General features: G+C 41.2%; 15 protein-coding genes and 1 pseudogene. 15 read left to right on the top strand and 1 reads right to left on the bottom strand.

Annotation, left to right across the window (positions count from 1 at the left end):
* Positions 1–2: 2 nt before the first annotated feature.
* On the bottom strand, positions 3–620 hold the full coding sequence (locus D7D54_RS04895) for a TVP38/TMEM64 family protein (protein WP_000076168.1): 618 nt from the start codon (positions 618–620) through the stop codon (positions 3–5).
* Positions 621–781: 161 nt separating this feature from the next.
* Between D7D54_RS04895 and D7D54_RS04890 the strand changes: the two are divergent.
* The 15 genes and pseudogenes from D7D54_RS04890 to D7D54_RS04820 form a co-directional block, all read left to right on the top strand.
* A pseudogene (locus D7D54_RS04890) lies at positions 782–1,171 on the top strand (DUF6261 family protein); the annotation flags it as partial.
* 84 nt (positions 1,172–1,255) lie between these two features.
* Positions 1,256–2,604, top strand: a protein-coding gene (locus D7D54_RS04885; protein ID WP_120719025.1) for an IS3 family transposase whose coding sequence is annotated in 2 segments (ribosomal slippage) — positions 1,256–1,697 and positions 1,697–2,604 — 1,350 coding nt in all. Because the reading frame shifts where the segments join, the coding sequence is not laid out codon by codon here.
* A gap of 105 nt (positions 2,605–2,709) precedes the next feature.
* Positions 2,710–3,864, top strand: a complete 1,155-nt coding sequence (locus D7D54_RS04880) for an AbiH family protein (RefSeq protein ID WP_020902411.1) — start codon at positions 2,710–2,712, stop codon at positions 3,862–3,864.
* A gap of 263 nt (positions 3,865–4,127) precedes the next feature.
* Positions 4,128–4,469, top strand: a complete 342-nt coding sequence (locus tag D7D54_RS04875) for a YbgA family protein (protein WP_240471765.1) — start codon at positions 4,128–4,130, stop codon at positions 4,467–4,469.
* Complete coding sequence (locus D7D54_RS04870) at positions 4,453–4,815, top strand: TIGR02328 family protein (RefSeq protein ID WP_020902413.1); 363 nt, start codon at positions 4,453–4,455, stop codon at positions 4,813–4,815. The genes D7D54_RS04875 and D7D54_RS04870 overlap by 17 nt, the downstream gene beginning before the upstream one ends.
* Before the next feature lie 244 nt (positions 4,816–5,059).
* On the top strand, positions 5,060–7,309 hold the full coding sequence (metE, locus tag D7D54_RS04865; protein WP_120718948.1) for a 5-methyltetrahydropteroyltriglutamate--homocysteine S-methyltransferase: 2,250 nt from the start codon (positions 5,060–5,062) through the stop codon (positions 7,307–7,309).
* A 61-nt stretch (positions 7,310–7,370) separates the two neighbouring features.
* Complete coding sequence (gene metF, locus D7D54_RS04860) at positions 7,371–8,237, top strand: methylenetetrahydrofolate reductase [NAD(P)H] (protein ID WP_120718947.1); 867 nt, start codon at positions 7,371–7,373, stop codon at positions 8,235–8,237.
* Between the two features lie 449 nt (positions 8,238–8,686).
* Positions 8,687–10,900, top strand: a complete 2,214-nt coding sequence (pnp, locus tag D7D54_RS04855; protein ID WP_120718946.1) for a polyribonucleotide nucleotidyltransferase — start codon at positions 8,687–8,689, stop codon at positions 10,898–10,900.
* Between the two features lie 15 nt (positions 10,901–10,915).
* The gene (cysE, locus tag D7D54_RS04850) at positions 10,916–11,533 is read left to right on the top strand and encodes a serine O-acetyltransferase (RefSeq protein ID WP_120718945.1); all 618 of its coding nucleotides are present in this window, start codon (positions 10,916–10,918) and stop codon (positions 11,531–11,533) included.
* 11 nt (positions 11,534–11,544) lie between these two features.
* Positions 11,545–12,429, top strand: coding sequence for a GNAT family N-acetyltransferase (locus D7D54_RS04845; protein ID WP_120718944.1), 885 nt, complete (start codon positions 11,545–11,547; stop codon positions 12,427–12,429).
* A gap of 300 nt (positions 12,430–12,729) precedes the next feature.
* Complete coding sequence (locus D7D54_RS04840; protein WP_020902419.1) at positions 12,730–13,251, top strand: dihydrofolate reductase family protein; 522 nt, start codon at positions 12,730–12,732, stop codon at positions 13,249–13,251.
* A 17-nt stretch (positions 13,252–13,268) separates the two neighbouring features.
* Entirely contained in the window at positions 13,269–14,612 is a 1,344-nt protein-coding gene (gene cysS / locus D7D54_RS04835; RefSeq protein ID WP_020902420.1) for a cysteine--tRNA ligase, read from the top strand.
* Positions 14,605–14,991 carry a Mini-ribonuclease 3 gene (locus tag D7D54_RS04830; RefSeq protein ID WP_020902421.1) on the top strand — a complete coding sequence of 129 codons (387 nt, stop codon included), beginning with the start codon at positions 14,605–14,607 and terminating at the stop codon, positions 14,989–14,991. The genes cysS and D7D54_RS04830 overlap by 8 nt, the downstream gene beginning before the upstream one ends.
* Before the next feature lie 3 nt (positions 14,992–14,994).
* Positions 14,995–15,864 (top strand): helix-turn-helix domain-containing protein, encoded by an 870-nt coding sequence (locus tag D7D54_RS04825; RefSeq protein WP_020902422.1) that lies wholly within the window; start codon positions 14,995–14,997, stop codon positions 15,862–15,864.
* Between the two features lie 112 nt (positions 15,865–15,976).
* Positions 15,977–17,107 (top strand): ABC transporter ATP-binding protein, encoded by a 1,131-nt coding sequence (locus D7D54_RS04820; protein ID WP_000229953.1) that lies wholly within the window; start codon positions 15,977–15,979, stop codon positions 17,105–17,107.
* The last annotated feature ends 6 nt before the right edge of the window (positions 17,108–17,113 follow it).

Below are 17,113 nucleotides of genomic sequence, written 5' to 3'. Positions count from 1 at the left end.
TGTCAAAGCATTTGCCAGAAGAAGTCGATAATATAGGTCAGACCGTAGGTATAAACCACGAGAGTAAATGGTTTGGTCAGAATGATGATGGTCATATAGCGCTTGAAACTCATCTTGGTCAGGGCAGCCAGCATACAGAGAAAGTCAGCTGGACTAATGGGCCAAATCATCATAAAGATAAAGAAACGGTCAAAACGATTGCCCTTATCCAACCAGCCGATGTACTTGTCATAGGTGCGCTTGCTGACGACAGACTGAACAAAGGCAGCCCCATAGAGGCGCACCAGATAAAAGATAATGGCACAGCCAATGACAATGCCGATATAGTTGTAGATTGTCCCGATGATGTGGCCGTAGATAAAGACCCCAGCTACCGAGGTCAAGGCCCCAGGAATGATAGGGACGACAGTCTGTAAAATCTGTAAAAAGATAAAGAGAGGTGGCCCCCAGATGCCTGCCTGCTGGATAAAGGCAGAGAGGGTTTCCTTAGACTGTAAAATCCCAGCCTGATAAGCCCAAATACAGAAAATCAAACTCCCAACCCCGCCGACAATCGATGAGATGTTGATAACTTGCTGTAGAAGGGGAGAAACAGCTTTCATTTGTTTATCCTGTGACATGTAGACTCCTCATAGATAGTATAACTCTACTATACCATATTTTGGAGGAGAAAGGGGATTTGATTGCTTTTGTGGAGTCTGGATATAGCTTATATGGGATTTTAGATGTAGCTCATCGTAAAGCTATCAGGTTTATGTTGAAGGTAAAAATAGTTTAATGGGATACAGTAGAATCAGAAATTCAGAGTATCCTCAAAGTAATTACTGACACACCCTATCATGAGGCAGTTACTAGTCTAGGACTGACACCTATGCTGACGGCGGTGGCTAATGCTCAATAGGAATATGATCAAGTGGAGAGTAACGCGCGTGCTTCTAAGTCTGCCAAGGAAGTTGGCAAGACCAGACAGCTCCGTACCGAACTTTCAACCAGCTACGACCTCTTTATGCGCTATACCGCAGCTAGTGCAGAAGCCTATCCTGAAAAGGAACACCTGACTCAACTCCTCAAGGAACTCAATGGCATCCGAGACAGCAAACGAAGATTAACTGGTTCAGGTAAGAAAGATATGAAAGTTGAAGTAGATGAAACAATAACAGTAACAGGATAAAAATAAACGTCTTTAGATATATTATTATTGAACTGCACCCCAAAAGTTAGACAGAAAAAATCTAACTTTTGGGGTGTTTTTATTATGAAATTAACTTATGATGATAAAGTTCAAATCTATGAACTTAGAAAACAAGGATATAGCATAGAGAAGCTTTCAAATAAATTTGGGATAAACAATTCTAATATTAGGTACATGATTAAATTGATTGATCGTTACGGAATAGAGTTCGTCAAAAAAGGAAAAAATCGTTACTATTCTCCTGATTTAAAACAAGAAATGATTCATAAAGTCTTACATGAATGCTGGACTAAAGATAGAGTTTCTCTTGAATACGGCCTCCCGAGTCGTACGATACTTCTTAATTGGCTAGCACAATACAAGAAAAACGGGTATACTATTGTTGAGAAAACAAGAGGGAGAGCACCTAAAATGGGACGTAAGCCAAAAACGAGACCTGAAGAGAGGACAGAATTAGAACGTCTTCAAGCAGAAAATGAGTATCTGAGAGCGGAGAATGCCGTCCTAAAAAAGTTAAGAGAACTCCGATTGAAGGAGGAAAAAGAGAAAGAAGAAAGACAGAAATTGTTCAAGAATTAATGACTGAGTTTTCGTTAGATATTCTTCTAAAAGCCATTAAACTAGCTCGTTCAACCTACTACTATCACTTGAAACAGCTAGATAAACCAGATAAGGACCAAGAACTTAAAGCTGAAATTCAATCCATTTTTATCGAACACAAGGGAAATTATGGTTATCGTCGGGTTCATTTAGAACTAAGAAATCGTGGTTATCTGGTAAATCAGAAAAGAGTTCAACGCTTGATGAAAGTACTCAATTTACAAGCTAAAATGCGACAGAAACGAAAATATTCTTCTCATAAAGGAGACGTTGGCAAGAAAGCAGATAACCTCATTCAACGCCAATTTGAAGCAGCCAAACCAATAGAAAAGTGCTACACAGACGTGACAGAATTTTCCATTCCAGCAAGTGCTCAAAAGCTTTACTTATCACCAGTTTTAGATGGCTTTAATAGTGAAATTATCGCCTATAATCTTTCAACTTCACCCAACTTAGAACAAGTAAAAACAATGTTGGAACAGGCATTCACAGAGAAGCACTACGAAAATACAATTCTCCATAGTGACCAAGGCTGGCAATATCAACACGATTTTTATCATCAGTTCCTAGAGAGTAAGGGAATTCAAGCATCCATGTCACGTAAAGGTAACAGTCCAGACAACGGTATGATGGAATCTTTCTTTGGCATTCTGAAATCGGAGATGTTTTATGGTTATGAGAAAACCTTTAAATCACTTAATCAATTGGAACAAGCCATTGTTGACTATATTGATTACTACAACAATAAACGAATTAAGGTAAAACTAAAAGGACTCAGTCCTGTACAATACAGAACTAAATCCTTTGGATAAATTAATTGTCTAACTTTTTGGGGTCAGTACATATCTAAAGGCGTTTTTTTGGTGGATTCGTGGTATAATTTTGGTAATTATCTATAATGTAGAGGAGAAAAATTCATGGTAGATACAATTTTAATTCTAGGTAATGGTTTTGATATTGCAATGGGGCGAAAAACAAAGTATACAGATTTTATTGAGTTTGAAAAACAATTATTTTCTAGCCCTTCTGAGGGACTGTTAGAGTTTCTAGAAGTTAAAAATATAAGGATTGAGAAATACAAGAATAATTTGTATTTGAGATTTATTAATGAAAACGAAGAAACTCTAGGGATAAATTGGTCGAATATTGAACTCATTATTTCAAGACTTTTAGATGCTATTATATATTTTAAAAACAACAGTGATGTATTATTTGAAAGTATTGACTATTTTGATACTCTTGAATTTGATAATGTTTTATTAGATAGAAGTAATTATATTGCAAAATATTATGTTGTTAAAGTGATTGCGGAGAATTTTGGTCAGATAGAGTTTGATAATAAACAAAAAGAGCTACTAATAGAGAAACTTGATGAGTTATTTCTTGATCAACTTGATTTATTAATTGAGTTATTAGAAATTTATCTGTCGTATCAAGATTACTTAGATTTTGAAGTTAGGGGGATTGAAGCAAGGTCAACAGCTCTAGATGCAATATCGGATTTATCAAATTCCTCTGTTCTAAATTTTAATTATACCAACACATCAGGTCATCTCTACGGAACTTCTGAGAAGAAAACTCATTTCGTACATGGCCGAATTGATATAGATAGAACTTTCAGTCGCATCAATACTATGGTTTTTGGAATTGAGGATAAAGAAAATGATGTTAACAGTGATTTAATTCCCTACCAGAAATATTATCAAAGAGTAGTAAAAGAAACGGGAAATGATTTTGAAAAATTTTTTAAACCAAAGGACAAGTATTCAAATGAGGGAGTGTCTAAGTTGCAATTAACAAATATCATTATTTATGGCCACTCGGTTGATCCCTTAGATAAAGAAATATTTCAAAAATGTTTTGAATTGGTAGAGGCTGAATCAGAACAGAATATAATGTATATATATCGATTTATTTTTACTTACTTTGATGAACCAGCTAAACGTTCAATTATTAAGAATCTCGCAATCATCCTTGGGAAGGAAAAACTGATAGAGTTAACAGGTAAACGAAATATTGTATTCGTAAAGAGTGATGATAAGGACCGTATGAACAAAGAGCTACTACCTTAATAAAGTCAAAAAATAAATGAATTTATAGAATGCAATTATAAAATCATATTTTAAAAATAGTTTATATCCCACTCGTCCTCCCTAGTTCGAGTGGTTTTTCTTGAAATATGATAAAATAGAAATAATACATTTTTTGAAAGAAATTAAAATACAGCTTTGTTTCCATATTTCCTGGAAACTTATAGAAAGCAAGGAGAAACATGGAACAAACTAACCAAAAATCCCAGTGCCAACAACTCTGGGCTAGAAACAAATAGCTCGTTTTGAGTCATTCTAGCAATATTTACAATGAGATTCGCCAATACTTGAAGAATGAACAGGTGGAGGTGAGTCAGGTTCAAGAGATGATTGACCGTGCTTGCCATATTCCAGAACATAGGGGTCAGGTTTGCAATGCCTTTCAGCATATTTGGGGCTATTTTAAAAAGAAAGCGACAGATGCCGAGCTCAAGGACTATATGTTTTTACTGGAGCGTTATCACTCTGGCCATGCCACCAAAGAAGACTTAATTGTTAAGACGAGAGATTTACTTGAACGTTACCCAAATACATACTTGCAACATTCGACTTTACTGAAAGGAGACGCCCATGAGACTTTGGCATGAGGCTTTGATTTCACAACTTCCCCGTCCTCAACTCTTGGGGCAGCATCGAGAGTGTTGCGCTCTACGTGGCAATGGCTGGGGTAGAAAGCATGCGACGGTGGACTATGTCTTTACTCACTCGCCCTATTGTCTCTATGCCTATCATCGCTTGATCATGGAGGAGATGGCTAACCATGGCTATAAGGTAAGTCAAGAGTGGCTGGACAAGAACTACCGAGGTAAGACCTGCCCTCCTTATCAAGACTTAGTAGAGGAAAAGATGAAAAGTCCTATCTATAGTGAGCATGATGCTACCTACTATGAGGAGTGCCTGGAAAATCTCCGAGAGAAGGGAATCAACATATAGTCTTTTCTAATAACAAGCCATAGTCACTTATAAGAGTTACTAATAACGCGTTTGAACCGTCTAACTGAAATAAAGCTATAAAACAAGCTACACAAAGGATTTGAGGCATTTGTCTCAAGTCTTTTTCTTTTGTTTAAAACAGAGATATAGTTTCAAACTATATCAAAGCCTAATTTTTTACAATTATACAGATGATTTCTTTTCTGTTAAGATAGTTTCAACAACAAATTTTGGAGGACACATCATGTCAACTACAATCATCGGTTTCCCTCGTTTGGGCGAATTCCGCGAATTAAAATTTACAACTGAAAAATATTTTAGAAAAGAAATCTCAGAAGAAGAACTCCTTGCAGCCGCAAAAGACTTGCGTGCTAAACACTGGAACATTGTCAAAGAAAAAGGCATCACTGAAATTCCATCAAATGATTTTTCTCACTATGACAACTTCCTAGATGCTGCTTTCCTTTTCAACGTGGTACCTGCTTCAGTTCAAAACTTGGACTTGTCTGACCTTGAGCGCTACTTCGCTTTGGGTCGTGGTTACCAAGGAGAAAAAGGGGACGTTCGCGCGCTCCCAATGAAGAAATGGTTCAACACCAACTACCACTACATCGTTCCTAAATTTGAAAAAGACACTCAAGTTAAACTTGCAGGTCACAAGATCTTCGATGAGTTCCAAGAAGCAAAAGAACTTGGTCTCAACACTCGTCCTGTTCTTGTAGGTCCATTCACTTTCCTTCAATTGTCAGACTTTGAAGAAGGCGTGAAAGCAGAAGACTTCGTAGACAGCTTAGTTGCTGCTTACCAAGAAGTTTTTGCTAAATTGGCAGAACTTGGTGCGACTCGTATCCAACTCGACGAAGCTGCTCTTGTAAAAGATTTGACAGCTGAAGAAAAAGCCCTCTTCTTGAACCTTTACAACAAACTCTTGGCTGACAAAAAAGGTCTTGAAGTCTTGCTTCAAACTTACTTCGGAGACGTTCGTGACGTTTACGCTGACCTTGTGACCTTGCCAGTAGATGCTATCGGTCTTGACTTCGTTGAAGGTAAGAAAACTCTTGAACTCGTTAAAGGTGGTTTCCCAGCTGACAAGACTCTTTATGCAGGTATTGTCAATGGTAAAAACATCTGGCGCAACAACTACGAAAAGAGCTTAGCTGTTCTTGAACAAATTCCAGCTGAAAACATTGTCTTGACAAGCTCATGCTCACTTCTTCATGTGCCATTTACAACAGCTAATGAGGAATTTGAACCAGCTATCTTGAACCACTTTGCCTTTGCAGTTGAAAAATTGGATGAGATTCGTGACTTGGATGCTATCCGCAATGGTCAAGGTGAAGAAGCACTTGCTGCTAATAAAGAACTCTTTGCGACTGAACGTGTTGGTGAAAATGCTGAACTTCGTGCGCGTATCGCTGGCTTGACAGACGCTGACTACACTCGTTTGCCAGCCTTTGCAGAACGTGAAGCTATCCAAGAAGAAGCTTTCAAACTTCCAGCTCTTCCAACAACAACTATCGGTTCATTCCCTCAAACTAAGGAAGTTCGTGCGAAGCGTTTGGCTTACCGTAAAGGTGAATTGTCTCAAGAAGAGTACGATGCTTTCCTTGCTGAAACGATCGATGAATGGATCAAATGGCAAGAAGATATCGACTTTGATGTCCTTGTTCACGGTGAATTTGAGCGTAATGACATGGTTGAGTACTTCGGTCAAAACTTGTCAGGCTACCTCTTCTCTAAAAATGGTTGGGTTCAATCATACGGTATGCGTGGGGTTAAACCACCAATCATCTGGGGTGATGTCACTCGTCTTAACCCTATCACTGTTAAATGGTCTAGCTATGCACAAAGCCGTACAAACAAACCTGTTAAAGGTATGTTGACTGGACCTGTTACAATTCTTAACTGGTCATTCCCACGTGAAGACATCTCTATCAAGGATTCTACTCTTCAAATCGCCCTTGCTATCAAGGATGAAGTGCTTGATCTTGAAGCTGCTGGTGTGAAAATCATCCAAATCGACGAGGCTGCTCTTCGTGAGAAATTGCCACTCCGTCGTAGCGACTGGTATGAAGACTACCTTGACTGGGCAATTCCTGCCTTCCGCTTGGTACACTCAACAGTAGCGCCAGATACACAAATCCACACTCACATGTGTTACTCAGAATTTACAGATATCATCCCAGCTATCGACAACATGGATGCAGACGTTATCTCATTTGAGGCTAGTCGTTCAAACCTTGAAATCTTGGACGAACTCAAAGCGAAAAACTTCCAAACTGAAGTGGGACCTGGGGTTTACGATATCCACTCACCTCGTGTGCCAAATGAAGGCGAAATCGACAACACAATCGAAGCTATCCTTGCTAAAGTGCCAAGCAAGAAAGTTTGGATCAACCCTGACTGTGGTTTGAAAACACGTGGTATTCCAGAAACAAAAGAAAGCTTGATCCGCCTAGTTGAAGCAGCTAAAGCTGCGCGTGAGAAATTGTAAGATTAGATTTCTCCCTACAACGGTTGTTCAAAATGAAATCAAAAAGAAAAGGATAAGGACTATGTCACGCCAAACACCGTCACTCTCATTTGAAGTGTTCCCTCCAAACCCAGCAGTGGGTAATGATAAAATTATTTCATCCTTGCAGGACATGCAGGAGTTGGCTCCTCACTTTATCAGTGTAACTGCCAGCAATAATAAGTTTAATATCAAGGAAACGACGGTTCGTTTGGCTGACTTTATCCAAAATGACTTGGCGATTCCGACTATTGCTCACTTGCCAGCCATCTATTTGACTAAGGACAAGGTGGCTGAAACTATTGCTGACTTGGACAAGGTTGGGGTGCAGAAAATCTTGGCTCTTCGTGGGGATATTATTCCTGATGTGGAACCTCAAAAGGATTTTCGTTATGCAACTGACTTGATTGAGTTCATCAAGGAACAAGCTCCTCACTTTGATATTATCGGAGCATGCTATCCAGAAGGGCATCCGGATTCACCAAATCAGATTTCAGATATCCAAAATCTTAAGAAGAAAGTAGATGCAGGCTGTTCGAGCCTTGTAACTCAGCTTTTCTTTGACAATGAGCGCTTCTATGATTTCCAAGACAAGTGCATCTTGGCTGGGATTGATGTTCCTATTCATGCAGGGATTATGCCAATTCTGAATCGAAATCAAGCTCTTCGCCTCTTGGAGACTTGTGAGAATATCCATCTTCCACGTAAATTTAAAGCTATCTTAGACAAGTATGAGCATGACCCTGAGTCGCTCAGAGCAGCAGGACTTGCCTATGCAGTGGACCAAATCGTGGACTTGGTAACTCAAGATGTTGCTGGAGTGCATCTCTACACCATGAACAATGCAGAAACAGCAAAATACATCCACCAAGCAACCCATGCCTTGTTTAATCATCAGTCTCTAGGATAATAAAAAGTAAACCATTCTTCTCAGGTGAGGGGGATGGTTCCTTTTTAATGGTAAAGACCGCACTTTTTAAGAAAAATATGATAAAATAGACTCTGTACGTACTTGATACAAAGATGAGGGTATTAAATAATACAATGCATTCAAACTGCAAGATTTAGCGACACGAGCGAGTCAAATCGATATTATTTGACGAGGGAGTTAGTAAAGCATTTAGCTAATCGCCCGATAGCGATTAGCGTGAAAGGTTTAGATACTTTAGTATCAAACCTTTCTAATGATTTGTATCTTGTGTAATTGAACCCGGCCGAAAAGCTGTGTAAAAAAGATAAACTGTCTTGTCTTCATCGAAGACTTCGTCAGTTTCCTATTTTTACTTTGCTTTTGACGTCCTTGGTATCTTGATCTTTGTAGGCAAGGCGTATAATTTCATCAATCCAAAGGGGATTAAAATGACAAAACAAGTGTTTCAAACGACTTTTGCGGGTCGTGAGTTAATTGTAGAGACTGGTCAGGTTGCTAAGCAAGCAAATGGCTCTGTTGTCGTTCGTTACGGTGAGTCAACGGTCTTGACTGCAGCCGTTATGTCTAAGAAAATGGCAACTGGGGATTTTTTCCCGCTCCAAGTCAACTACGAAGAAAAAATGTATGCGGCTGGGAAGTTTCCTGGTGGCTTTATGAAACGTGAAGGACGTCCTTCAACAGATGCAACTTTGACAGCGCGTTTGATTGACCGCCCGATCCGTCCAATGTTTGCGGAAGGTTTCCGTAATGAAGTGCAAGTCATCAACACGGTGCTTTCTTATGATGAAAATGCCTCTGCACCAATGGCAGCTATGTTTGGTTCATCTTTGGCGCTTTCTATCTCAGATATTCCGTTTGACGGGCCTATCGCTGGTGTACAGGTGGGCTATGTAGATGGTCAAATCATCATCAATCCAAGTCAAGAACAAGCAGAGCAATCTCTCCTTGAATTGACAGTAGCTGGTACCAAACACGCTATCAACATGGTTGAGTCTGGTGCAAAAGAATTGTCAGAAGAAATCATGTTGGAAGCCTTACTCAAAGGGCACGAAGCAGTCAAAGAATTGATTGCCTTCCAAGAAGAAATCGTTGCGGCAGTCGGTAAAGAAAAAGCAGAAGTGGAATTGCTTCATGTAGATGCGGAATTGCAAGCTGAAATCATAGCAGCCTACAACAGTGACCTCCAAAAAGCGGTCCAAGTAGAAGAAAAATTGGCTCGTGAAGCTGCAACTCAAGCAGTCAAAGACCAAGTAACTGCTGTTTACGAAGAAAAATATGCGGACCATGAAGAATTTGACCGTATCATGCGTGATGTGGCTGAAATCTTGGAACAAATGGAACACGCTGAAGTGCGCCGTTTGATCACAGAAGATAAGGTACGTCCTGATGGTCGTAAGGTTGATGAAATCCGTCCTTTGGATGCGGTTGTTGACTTCCTTCCTCGTGTACACGGTTCTGGTCTCTTCACTCGTGGACAAACTCAGGCCCTTTCAGTCTTGACCTTGGCTCCGATGGGTGAAACTCAAATTATTGATGGTTTGGATCCAGAGTATAAGAAACGCTTTATGCACCATTATAACTTCCCTCAATACTCTGTAGGGGAAACTGGACGCTACGGTGCACCTGGTCGTCGTGAAATCGGTCACGGTGCTCTTGGTGAGCGTGCTCTTGCTCAAGTCTTGCCAAGTTTGGAAGAATTCCCATATGCTATCCGTTTGGTAGCAGAAGTCTTGGAATCAAATGGTTCTTCATCTCAAGCTTCTATCTGTGCGGGAACTCTTGCCCTTATGGCTGGTGGAGTGCCAATCAAGGCGCCAGTAGCTGGTATTGCAATGGGACTTATCTCAGATGGAAATAATTACACAGTCTTGACAGATATCCAAGGTTTGGAAGACCACTTTGGAGATATGGACTTTAAGGTTGCAGGTACTCGTGACGGGATTACAGCCCTTCAAATGGATATTAAGATTCAAGGGATCACTGCAGAAATCTTGACTGAGGCTCTTGCCCAAGCCAAGAAAGCGCGTTTTGAAATCCTTGATGTGATTGAAGCAACCATTCCAGAAGTTCGTCCAGAATTGGCTCCAACTGCTCCGAAAATTGATACCATCAAGATCGATGTGGACAAAATCAAGATTGTCATCGGTAAGGGTGGAGAAACCATCGACAAGATTATCGCCGAAACAGGCGTTAAGATTGATATCGACGAAGAAGGAAATGTGTCTATCTACTCTAGCGACCAAGATGCTATTAACCGTGCCAAAGAAATCATTGCTGGTTTGGTCCGTGAAGCCAAAGTGGATGAAGTTTACCGTGCTAAAGTCGTTCGTATCGAGAAATTTGGTGCCTTTGTTAACCTCTTTGACAAGACAGATGCTCTTGTTCATATCTCTGAGATGGCTTGGACTCGTACCAATAATGTCGAAGACTTGGTAGCAATCGGTGATGAAGTCGATGTTAAAGTTATCAAGATTGATGAAAAAGGACGTGTAGATGCTTCTATGAAGGCCCTTCTTCCTCGTCCTCCAAAACCTGAACGTGACGAAAAAGGTGAGAAGTCTGAGCGTCCTCATCGACCACGTCATCACAAGGACCACAAACCTAAGAAAGAATTTACAGAAACACCAAAAGATTCAGAATAAGAAAAGGAGAAATGTATGGGATGGTGGCGCGAAACCATTGATATCGTAAAAGAAAATGATCCAGCGGCCCGCACCACTTTGGAGGTTTTGCTGACTTATCCAGGTGTCAAGGCCTTGGCGGCCCACCGTCTTTCGCATTTTCTCTGGAAGCATGGCTTCAAACTCTTGGCTCGTATGCACAGTCAGTTTTGGCGCTTTTGGACTCAGATTGAGATTCATCCAGGTGCCCAGATTGATTCAGGTGTCTTTATCGACCATGGTTCTGGCTTGGTGATTGGAGAGACAGCTATCGTTGAGACGGGAGTTCTCCTCTATCATGGGGTGACTCTTGGGGGAACAGGGAAAGACTGTGGCAAACGCCATCCTACCGTTCGCAAAGGAGCGCTCATATCTGCTCATGCCCAAGTCATTGGACCCGTTGAAATCGGTGAAAATGCCAAAGTCGGTGCAGCAGCAGTAGTTGTTGCAGATGTTCCAAGTGATGTGACAGTGGTTGGAATTCCTGCTAAGATCGTCCGAGTTCATGGACAGAAGGATGAGCCAATGATTCATGAAGTTGAAGAAAAACGAGAGTACTATGTCAATAAACTCGAGCAGGCTAAAGATGCCAGTCACAGATCGTCTGGTTTGTAGAGGATGGCTATATGATTCAAGCAAGAAACAAGTTAAGCCAAGAGGAGTTATCTGAGGCGAAAAAACTAATTAACTGTTGCCAAAACTATGATGATACCTATCGTGATCCCTATCTCTCTAACATGCTTAATTTTGACCCAAACATGCCCGCCTTTTTCCTTTATTATGAAAAAGGCGAACTTGTTGGTTTATTAACTGTCTATGCAGATGACCAAGATGTAGAAGTGACGATACTGGTCCATCCAAATCATCGCCGTCAGGGAATTGCGCGTGCATTGTTTACGATTTTTGAGAAAGAAACGGCTTCTTTCCCTATCCGTTCAGTAACTTTTCAGACAGAACGTATTTTTCTAGAGAATCATCCTGATTTTGTCAGCAACTGGGGATTGGTCGAGGATGAAGAGACAGAAACTTGGTTAGGTAAGGATAGAAAACCTTATCCGTTAGCAAATGTTTCCAATCTTGAAGTTTTGTTAGCAGATCGTTTGTATCAGGATCAAATTAGTCAGTTAAAATTTCAGTCATTCTCAGAGGAACATGAGACTAGAGAGATTGTGGATAGATATGTCGCTGAAGCTCTGAAGGATCCAGAAAGTCGCTTATATATTTTATTAAAAGACGATCAGGTTATTGGAACTTGCACGGTTGATTTATCGACTAATACGAATTACTTCTACGGGTTAGCAATATCTGAACCTGAACGTGGGAAAGGCTATGGAAGCTACTTAGCAAAATCCCTTGTCAACCAACTAATTGAGCAAAATGACAAGGAATTTCAGATTGCAGTGGAAGATAGCAATGTAGGTGCCAAACGTTTGTATGAAAAAATTGGTTTTGTCAAACAGACTCAGGTGGTTTATCTGAATGAGAAAGGAGCAAGGGATTCCGAAGTGTAGAGATATTCGGACTGAAATTTACTTGAACTTTTAGTGATGAAACTAACTGTTCTTGGATTTCAGCTTTCCTGATTATGATTTATGATTAAAATCTATGACACCTTGAGCAGGAAGTAGACAGGAGAGGCGCTTGAATGTTTAAGAATGAACCGTTCTGCTGCAGATTGGAATTGCTGTTGTCTGGTTTCTTTTTCTTGTCCAGTAAGGATTTTGCTGAATACTTTGATTAGCTTAGGTCGAATCATCTGGGTCAATCCCGCTAAATGAAGGCGAAGCAGAACTAGAAAGGAAACTACAAGAATGGCAGTATATTTTTACGGCTGTATCACCATGGATGGCTACTTGGCAGACAGCCAGCACAGGATAGACTGGCTGCATCAGCTTGGTTCTGTAGAGGATACAGGCTATGATGACTTTTACAGGCAAATGGATATCACCATCATGGGCAAGCGGACTTTTGAGGAAATCCAAGATTTGCAAGATGTAGAAAGTTTTTATCAAGCTACGGAAAATTATGTCTTTACGCATGATAGGCACCTGCCTGTCAGCAATTACCAGCCAGTAGCTGGGGATGTGGTGGACTTTGTTCACCAGATTGACAAAGGCAAAAATGTCTTTGTGATTGGTGGTAATTCCCTGGTAGGACCGCTCTTGGATGCGGATCTTTTCGACCACCTCATTATTCAGATAGCGCCCCTTATCCTGGGGAAGGGGGTTCCCCTCTTTACCCAAGAGGAAGGGCAGCGCTTTTACCAACTGGATAGCTGCAGACAAATTGGCCCTTTTGCAGAGCTGGTTTTCAGCCGAAAAAGTCAGAAATAGAGAAGGGAGTGGACCGTATGATTAAAATTTACGACACCATGTCTCGTGATTTGCGAGAATTTGTCCCGATTGAGGACGGCAAAGTCAAGATGTATGTTTGTGGGCCAACGGTGTATAACTATATCCACGTGGGGAATGCCCGTTCGACGGTAGCTTTTGATACGATTCGTCGTTATTTTGAGTACCGTGGGTATGAGGTTGCCTATATTTCCAATTTTACGGATGTGGATGATAAGATTATCAACCGTGCCAAGGAAGAGGGCATCACGCCTCAGGAGGTTGCGGACAAGTACATCGCTGCCTTTCGTGAGGATGTGACAGCCTTGGGCGTCAAACCTGCGACCCGCCATCCGCGTGTGGTGGAGTTTATGGCTGACATCATCCGCTTTGTGGAAGACTTGATTGAAAAAGGCTTTGCCTACGAGAGTCACGGAGATGTCTATTTCCGTGTGGAAAAATCTCACAACTATGCCAAGTTGGCTAATAAAACCTTAGAAGATTTGGAGCTGGGGGCTTCAGGTCGTACCGATGAAGAAACGGCTCGTAAGGAAAATCCTGTAGACTTTGCCCTCTGGAAATGTGCCAAATCAGGTGAGATTTCTTGGGACAGTCCTTGGGGACCTGGTCGTCCGGGCTGGCACATCGAGTGTTCGGTCATGTCGACAGAGATTTTGGGCGACACCATTGATATTCACGGTGGTGGAGCTGACCTAGAGTTTCCTCACCATACCAATGAAATTGCCCAGTCAGAAGCCAAAACAGGCAAGACCTTTGCTAACTACTGGATGCACAATGGCTTTGTCAATATCGACAATGTCAAGATGTCTAAGTCTTTGGGCAACTTTATCACCGTACACGATGCCCTTAAAACTCTTGATGGCCAAGTGCTTCGTTTCTTCTTTGCGACACAACATTACCGTAAGCCTATCAACTTTACGGAAAAGGCAGTGCGTGATGCAGAGACTAATCTCAAGTATCTAAAGAACACTTACGAACAACCATTTTCTGGGACTGTAGATGCTCAAGAGTTACAAGCATTTAAAGATAAGTTTGTAGCCGCTATGGATGAGGATTTCAACTCTGCCAACGGTATCACAGTTGTTTTTGAAATGGCCAAATGGATCAACTCAGGTAATTATGATGCAAGTGTTAAGGAAGCTCTGGCGGCTATGTTAGAGGTCTTTGGAATTGTCTTTGTTGAGGAAGTTTTGGATGCAGAGATTGAAGCTTTGATTCAAAAACGCCAAGAGGCGCGTGCCAATCGTGACTTTGCGACAGCGGACCAGATTCGTGACCAATTGGCTACTCAAGGGATTAAGCTCCTTGACACCAAAGATGGAGTGAGGTGGACACGTGATTGATGTCAATCTCATTAACGGGATTGCGTTAGCTTTTGAGGGGGACGCGGTGTATTCCATGTATATTCGTCGTCACCTCATCCTCAAAGGCATGAGCAAGCCCAATAAACTCCACCAAGAAGCGACCAAGTATGTCTCAGCCAAGGCTCAGGCTCGCCTGATTTCCCTTATGTTAGAGGAGCAAGTCCTGACGGAAAAAGAAGAAGAAATCTATAAACGTGGTCGTAATACCAATAGTCACACTAAGGCTAAAAATGCTGATGTGGTGACTTACCGTATGTCCACAGGTTTTGAAGCAGTCATGGGCTATCTCCATATGACTGAAAATCTGGAACGGCTTGAGAGCTTGATTTCGTGGTGCATCCAAAAAGTGGAGGGCTAGGACATGATGGCAAAAGAATTACAAGACTGGTTTCCTGAAGCTCAGATTTCAGACCAACCAGTAGAGAAAGAAGGCTATCTCACACTCCCTTTAGCTTCTCAGCAGTGGATTTTGCTGGAGGAGGCTGAGCTCAGCGAGCGTGAAAAGCAGTTGGTTGCCCTTTTGACCCAGCAGGAGCAGGCTCGTTCGCTCAATCCTTGGTATTCCTATCTTATTGAGGGTAAAGGGCAGGCACCACAAACTTTTAAAAAGATTCAGTTGGCCTATTGTCATCTTTCCTATTTTCAGCAGGAAAATCTGGTTTCTTGGCTGGATATGATGCGAACCCTTTTTCCTAACTGTCAGACAGTGCTTCAGGTCGGAGCTCAGGATTATGTTTTCGTGCTTCAGCAAGATAAATACACTTCTGTACGAGCTATTTTAAGTGATACGATTGAAGCGGTTGAGTATGACTTTGGATTGCGTCTATCTATTATGTTAGGTCAGGTTTGGTCTCAGACGGGAAATCAAGCCCTATCAGACTTAATCAAAGCTGAGCGCGATTTGTTCAAAACTTGGTGGCGTCAGGGTCACCAAGGTGTTCATAGTTTTTCTCAGCTCTATCTTTGGAGTATGGGAGAAAGACTAGTGGACTTGAAGGTAATCAAGGAATGTCTACACCAGATGATTTTGGACCAGGATCAGATTCAGGAAATCATTCTCTCTCTTTGGGAAAATAGTGCTGTTCTAACAAAAACAGCCCAGCAACTCTATCTGCACCGTAATTCTCTTCAATACAAGATTGATAAATGGGAAGAATTGACAGGGCTTCAGTTGAAGGAATTGACTGACCTGACCTTGTGTTATCAGTTGATTTTACCAGATATTTTATAAAGTTTTGTGCAAGTTGCACAGAACTTTTTTATTTTTTTGGTCACCTTGCCATAGAAAAGTAAAGCGTTTTCATCTATAATAAAACTATCAAAAGACAAAAGGAGTTCACCTCATGGTAGAATTGAATCTTAAAAACATTTATAAAAAATATCCAAATAGCGAACACTACTCAGTTGAAGACTTCAACTTGGACATTAAAGACAAAGAATTTATCGTTTTCGTAGGTCCTTCAGGATGTGGTAAATCAACAACTCTTCGTATGATTGCTGGTCTTGAAGACATCACAGAAGGTACTGCATCTATCGATGGCGTGGTTGTCAACGACGTCGCTCCAAAAGACCGTGACATCGCCATGGTATTCCAAAACTACGCTCTTTACCCACACATGACTGTTTATGACAACATGGCTTTCGGTTTGAAATTGCGTAAATACAGCAAGGAAGATATCGACAAACGTGTTCAAGAAGCAGCTGAAATCCTTGGATTGAAAGAATTCTTGGAACGTAAACCTGCTGACCTTTCAGGTGGTCAACGTCAACGTGTTGCCATGGGTCGTGCGATTGTCCGTGATGCAAAAGTATTCTTGATGGACGAACCTTTGTCAAACTTGGATGCAAAACTTCGTGTATCTATGCGTGCTGAAATCGCTAAAATCCACCGTCGTATCGGAGCTACAACTATCTACGTAACTCACGACCAAACAGAAGCGATGACACTTGCAGACCGTATCGTTATCATGTCAGCAACTAAGAACCCTGCTGGTACAGGTACTATCGGACGTGTAGAACAAATCGGTACTCCTCAAGAAGTTTATAAAAACCCAGTTAATAAGTTCGTTGCAGGATTCATCGGAAGCCCAGCTATGAACTTCATCAATGTGAAATTGGTTGGTAGCGAAATTGTTTCAGACGGTTTCCGTTTGAAAGTTCCAGAAGGAGCATTGAAAGTTCTTCGCGAAAAAGGTTACGAAGGTAAAGAATTGATCTTCGGTATCCGTCCAGAAGACGTGAATGCAGAACCTGCTTTCCTTGAAACATTCCCAGAATCAGTTGTCAAAGCTACTATCTCAGTATCAGAATTGCTTGGTTCAGAATCTCACCTTTACTGCCAAGTTGGTAAAGATGAATTTGTTGCCAAAGTTGATGCTCGTGACTACTTGCAAACAGGTGCAACAGTTGAACTTGGATTTGATTTGAACAAAGCCCACTTCTTCGATGTAGAAACTGAAAGAACAGTTTACTAAGATAAA

Source organism: Streptococcus chosunensis (assembly GCF_003626515.1).
GTDB classification, from domain to species: domain Bacteria; phylum Bacillota; class Bacilli; order Lactobacillales; family Streptococcaceae; genus Streptococcus; species Streptococcus chosunensis.
The sequence above is the reverse complement of the archived record's forward strand: the minus strand, read 5'-3'. Positions and strand labels throughout refer to the sequence as shown.

Coding starts and splice junctions, on each gene's coding strand:
- metF (WP_120718947.1), top strand. CDS start 7,371: ATGTCACGCCAAACACCGTCACTCTCATTTGAAGTGTTCCCTCCAAAC.
- cysE (WP_120718945.1), top strand. CDS start 10,916: ATGGGATGGTGGCGCGAAACCATTGATATCGTAAAAGAAAATGATCCA.
- metE (WP_120718948.1), top strand. CDS start 5,060: ATGTCAACTACAATCATCGGTTTCCCTCGTTTGGGCGAATTCCGCGAA.
- D7D54_RS04840 (WP_020902419.1), top strand. CDS start 12,730: ATGGCAGTATATTTTTACGGCTGTATCACCATGGATGGCTACTTGGCA.
- D7D54_RS04845 (WP_120718944.1), top strand. CDS start 11,545: ATGATTCAAGCAAGAAACAAGTTAAGCCAAGAGGAGTTATCTGAGGCG.
- D7D54_RS04870 (WP_020902413.1), top strand. CDS start 4,453: ATGAGACTTTGGCATGAGGCTTTGATTTCACAACTTCCCCGTCCTCAA.
- D7D54_RS04880 (WP_020902411.1), top strand. CDS start 2,710: ATGGTAGATACAATTTTAATTCTAGGTAATGGTTTTGATATTGCAATG.
- cysS (WP_020902420.1), top strand. CDS start 13,269: ATGATTAAAATTTACGACACCATGTCTCGTGATTTGCGAGAATTTGTC.
- D7D54_RS04825 (WP_020902422.1), top strand. CDS start 14,995: ATGATGGCAAAAGAATTACAAGACTGGTTTCCTGAAGCTCAGATTTCA.
- D7D54_RS04820 (WP_000229953.1), top strand. CDS start 15,977: ATGGTAGAATTGAATCTTAAAAACATTTATAAAAAATATCCAAATAGC.
- pnp (WP_120718946.1), top strand. CDS start 8,687: ATGACAAAACAAGTGTTTCAAACGACTTTTGCGGGTCGTGAGTTAATT.
- D7D54_RS04895 (WP_000076168.1), bottom strand. CDS start 620: ATGTCACAGGATAAACAAATGAAAGCTGTTTCTCCCCTTCTACAGCAA.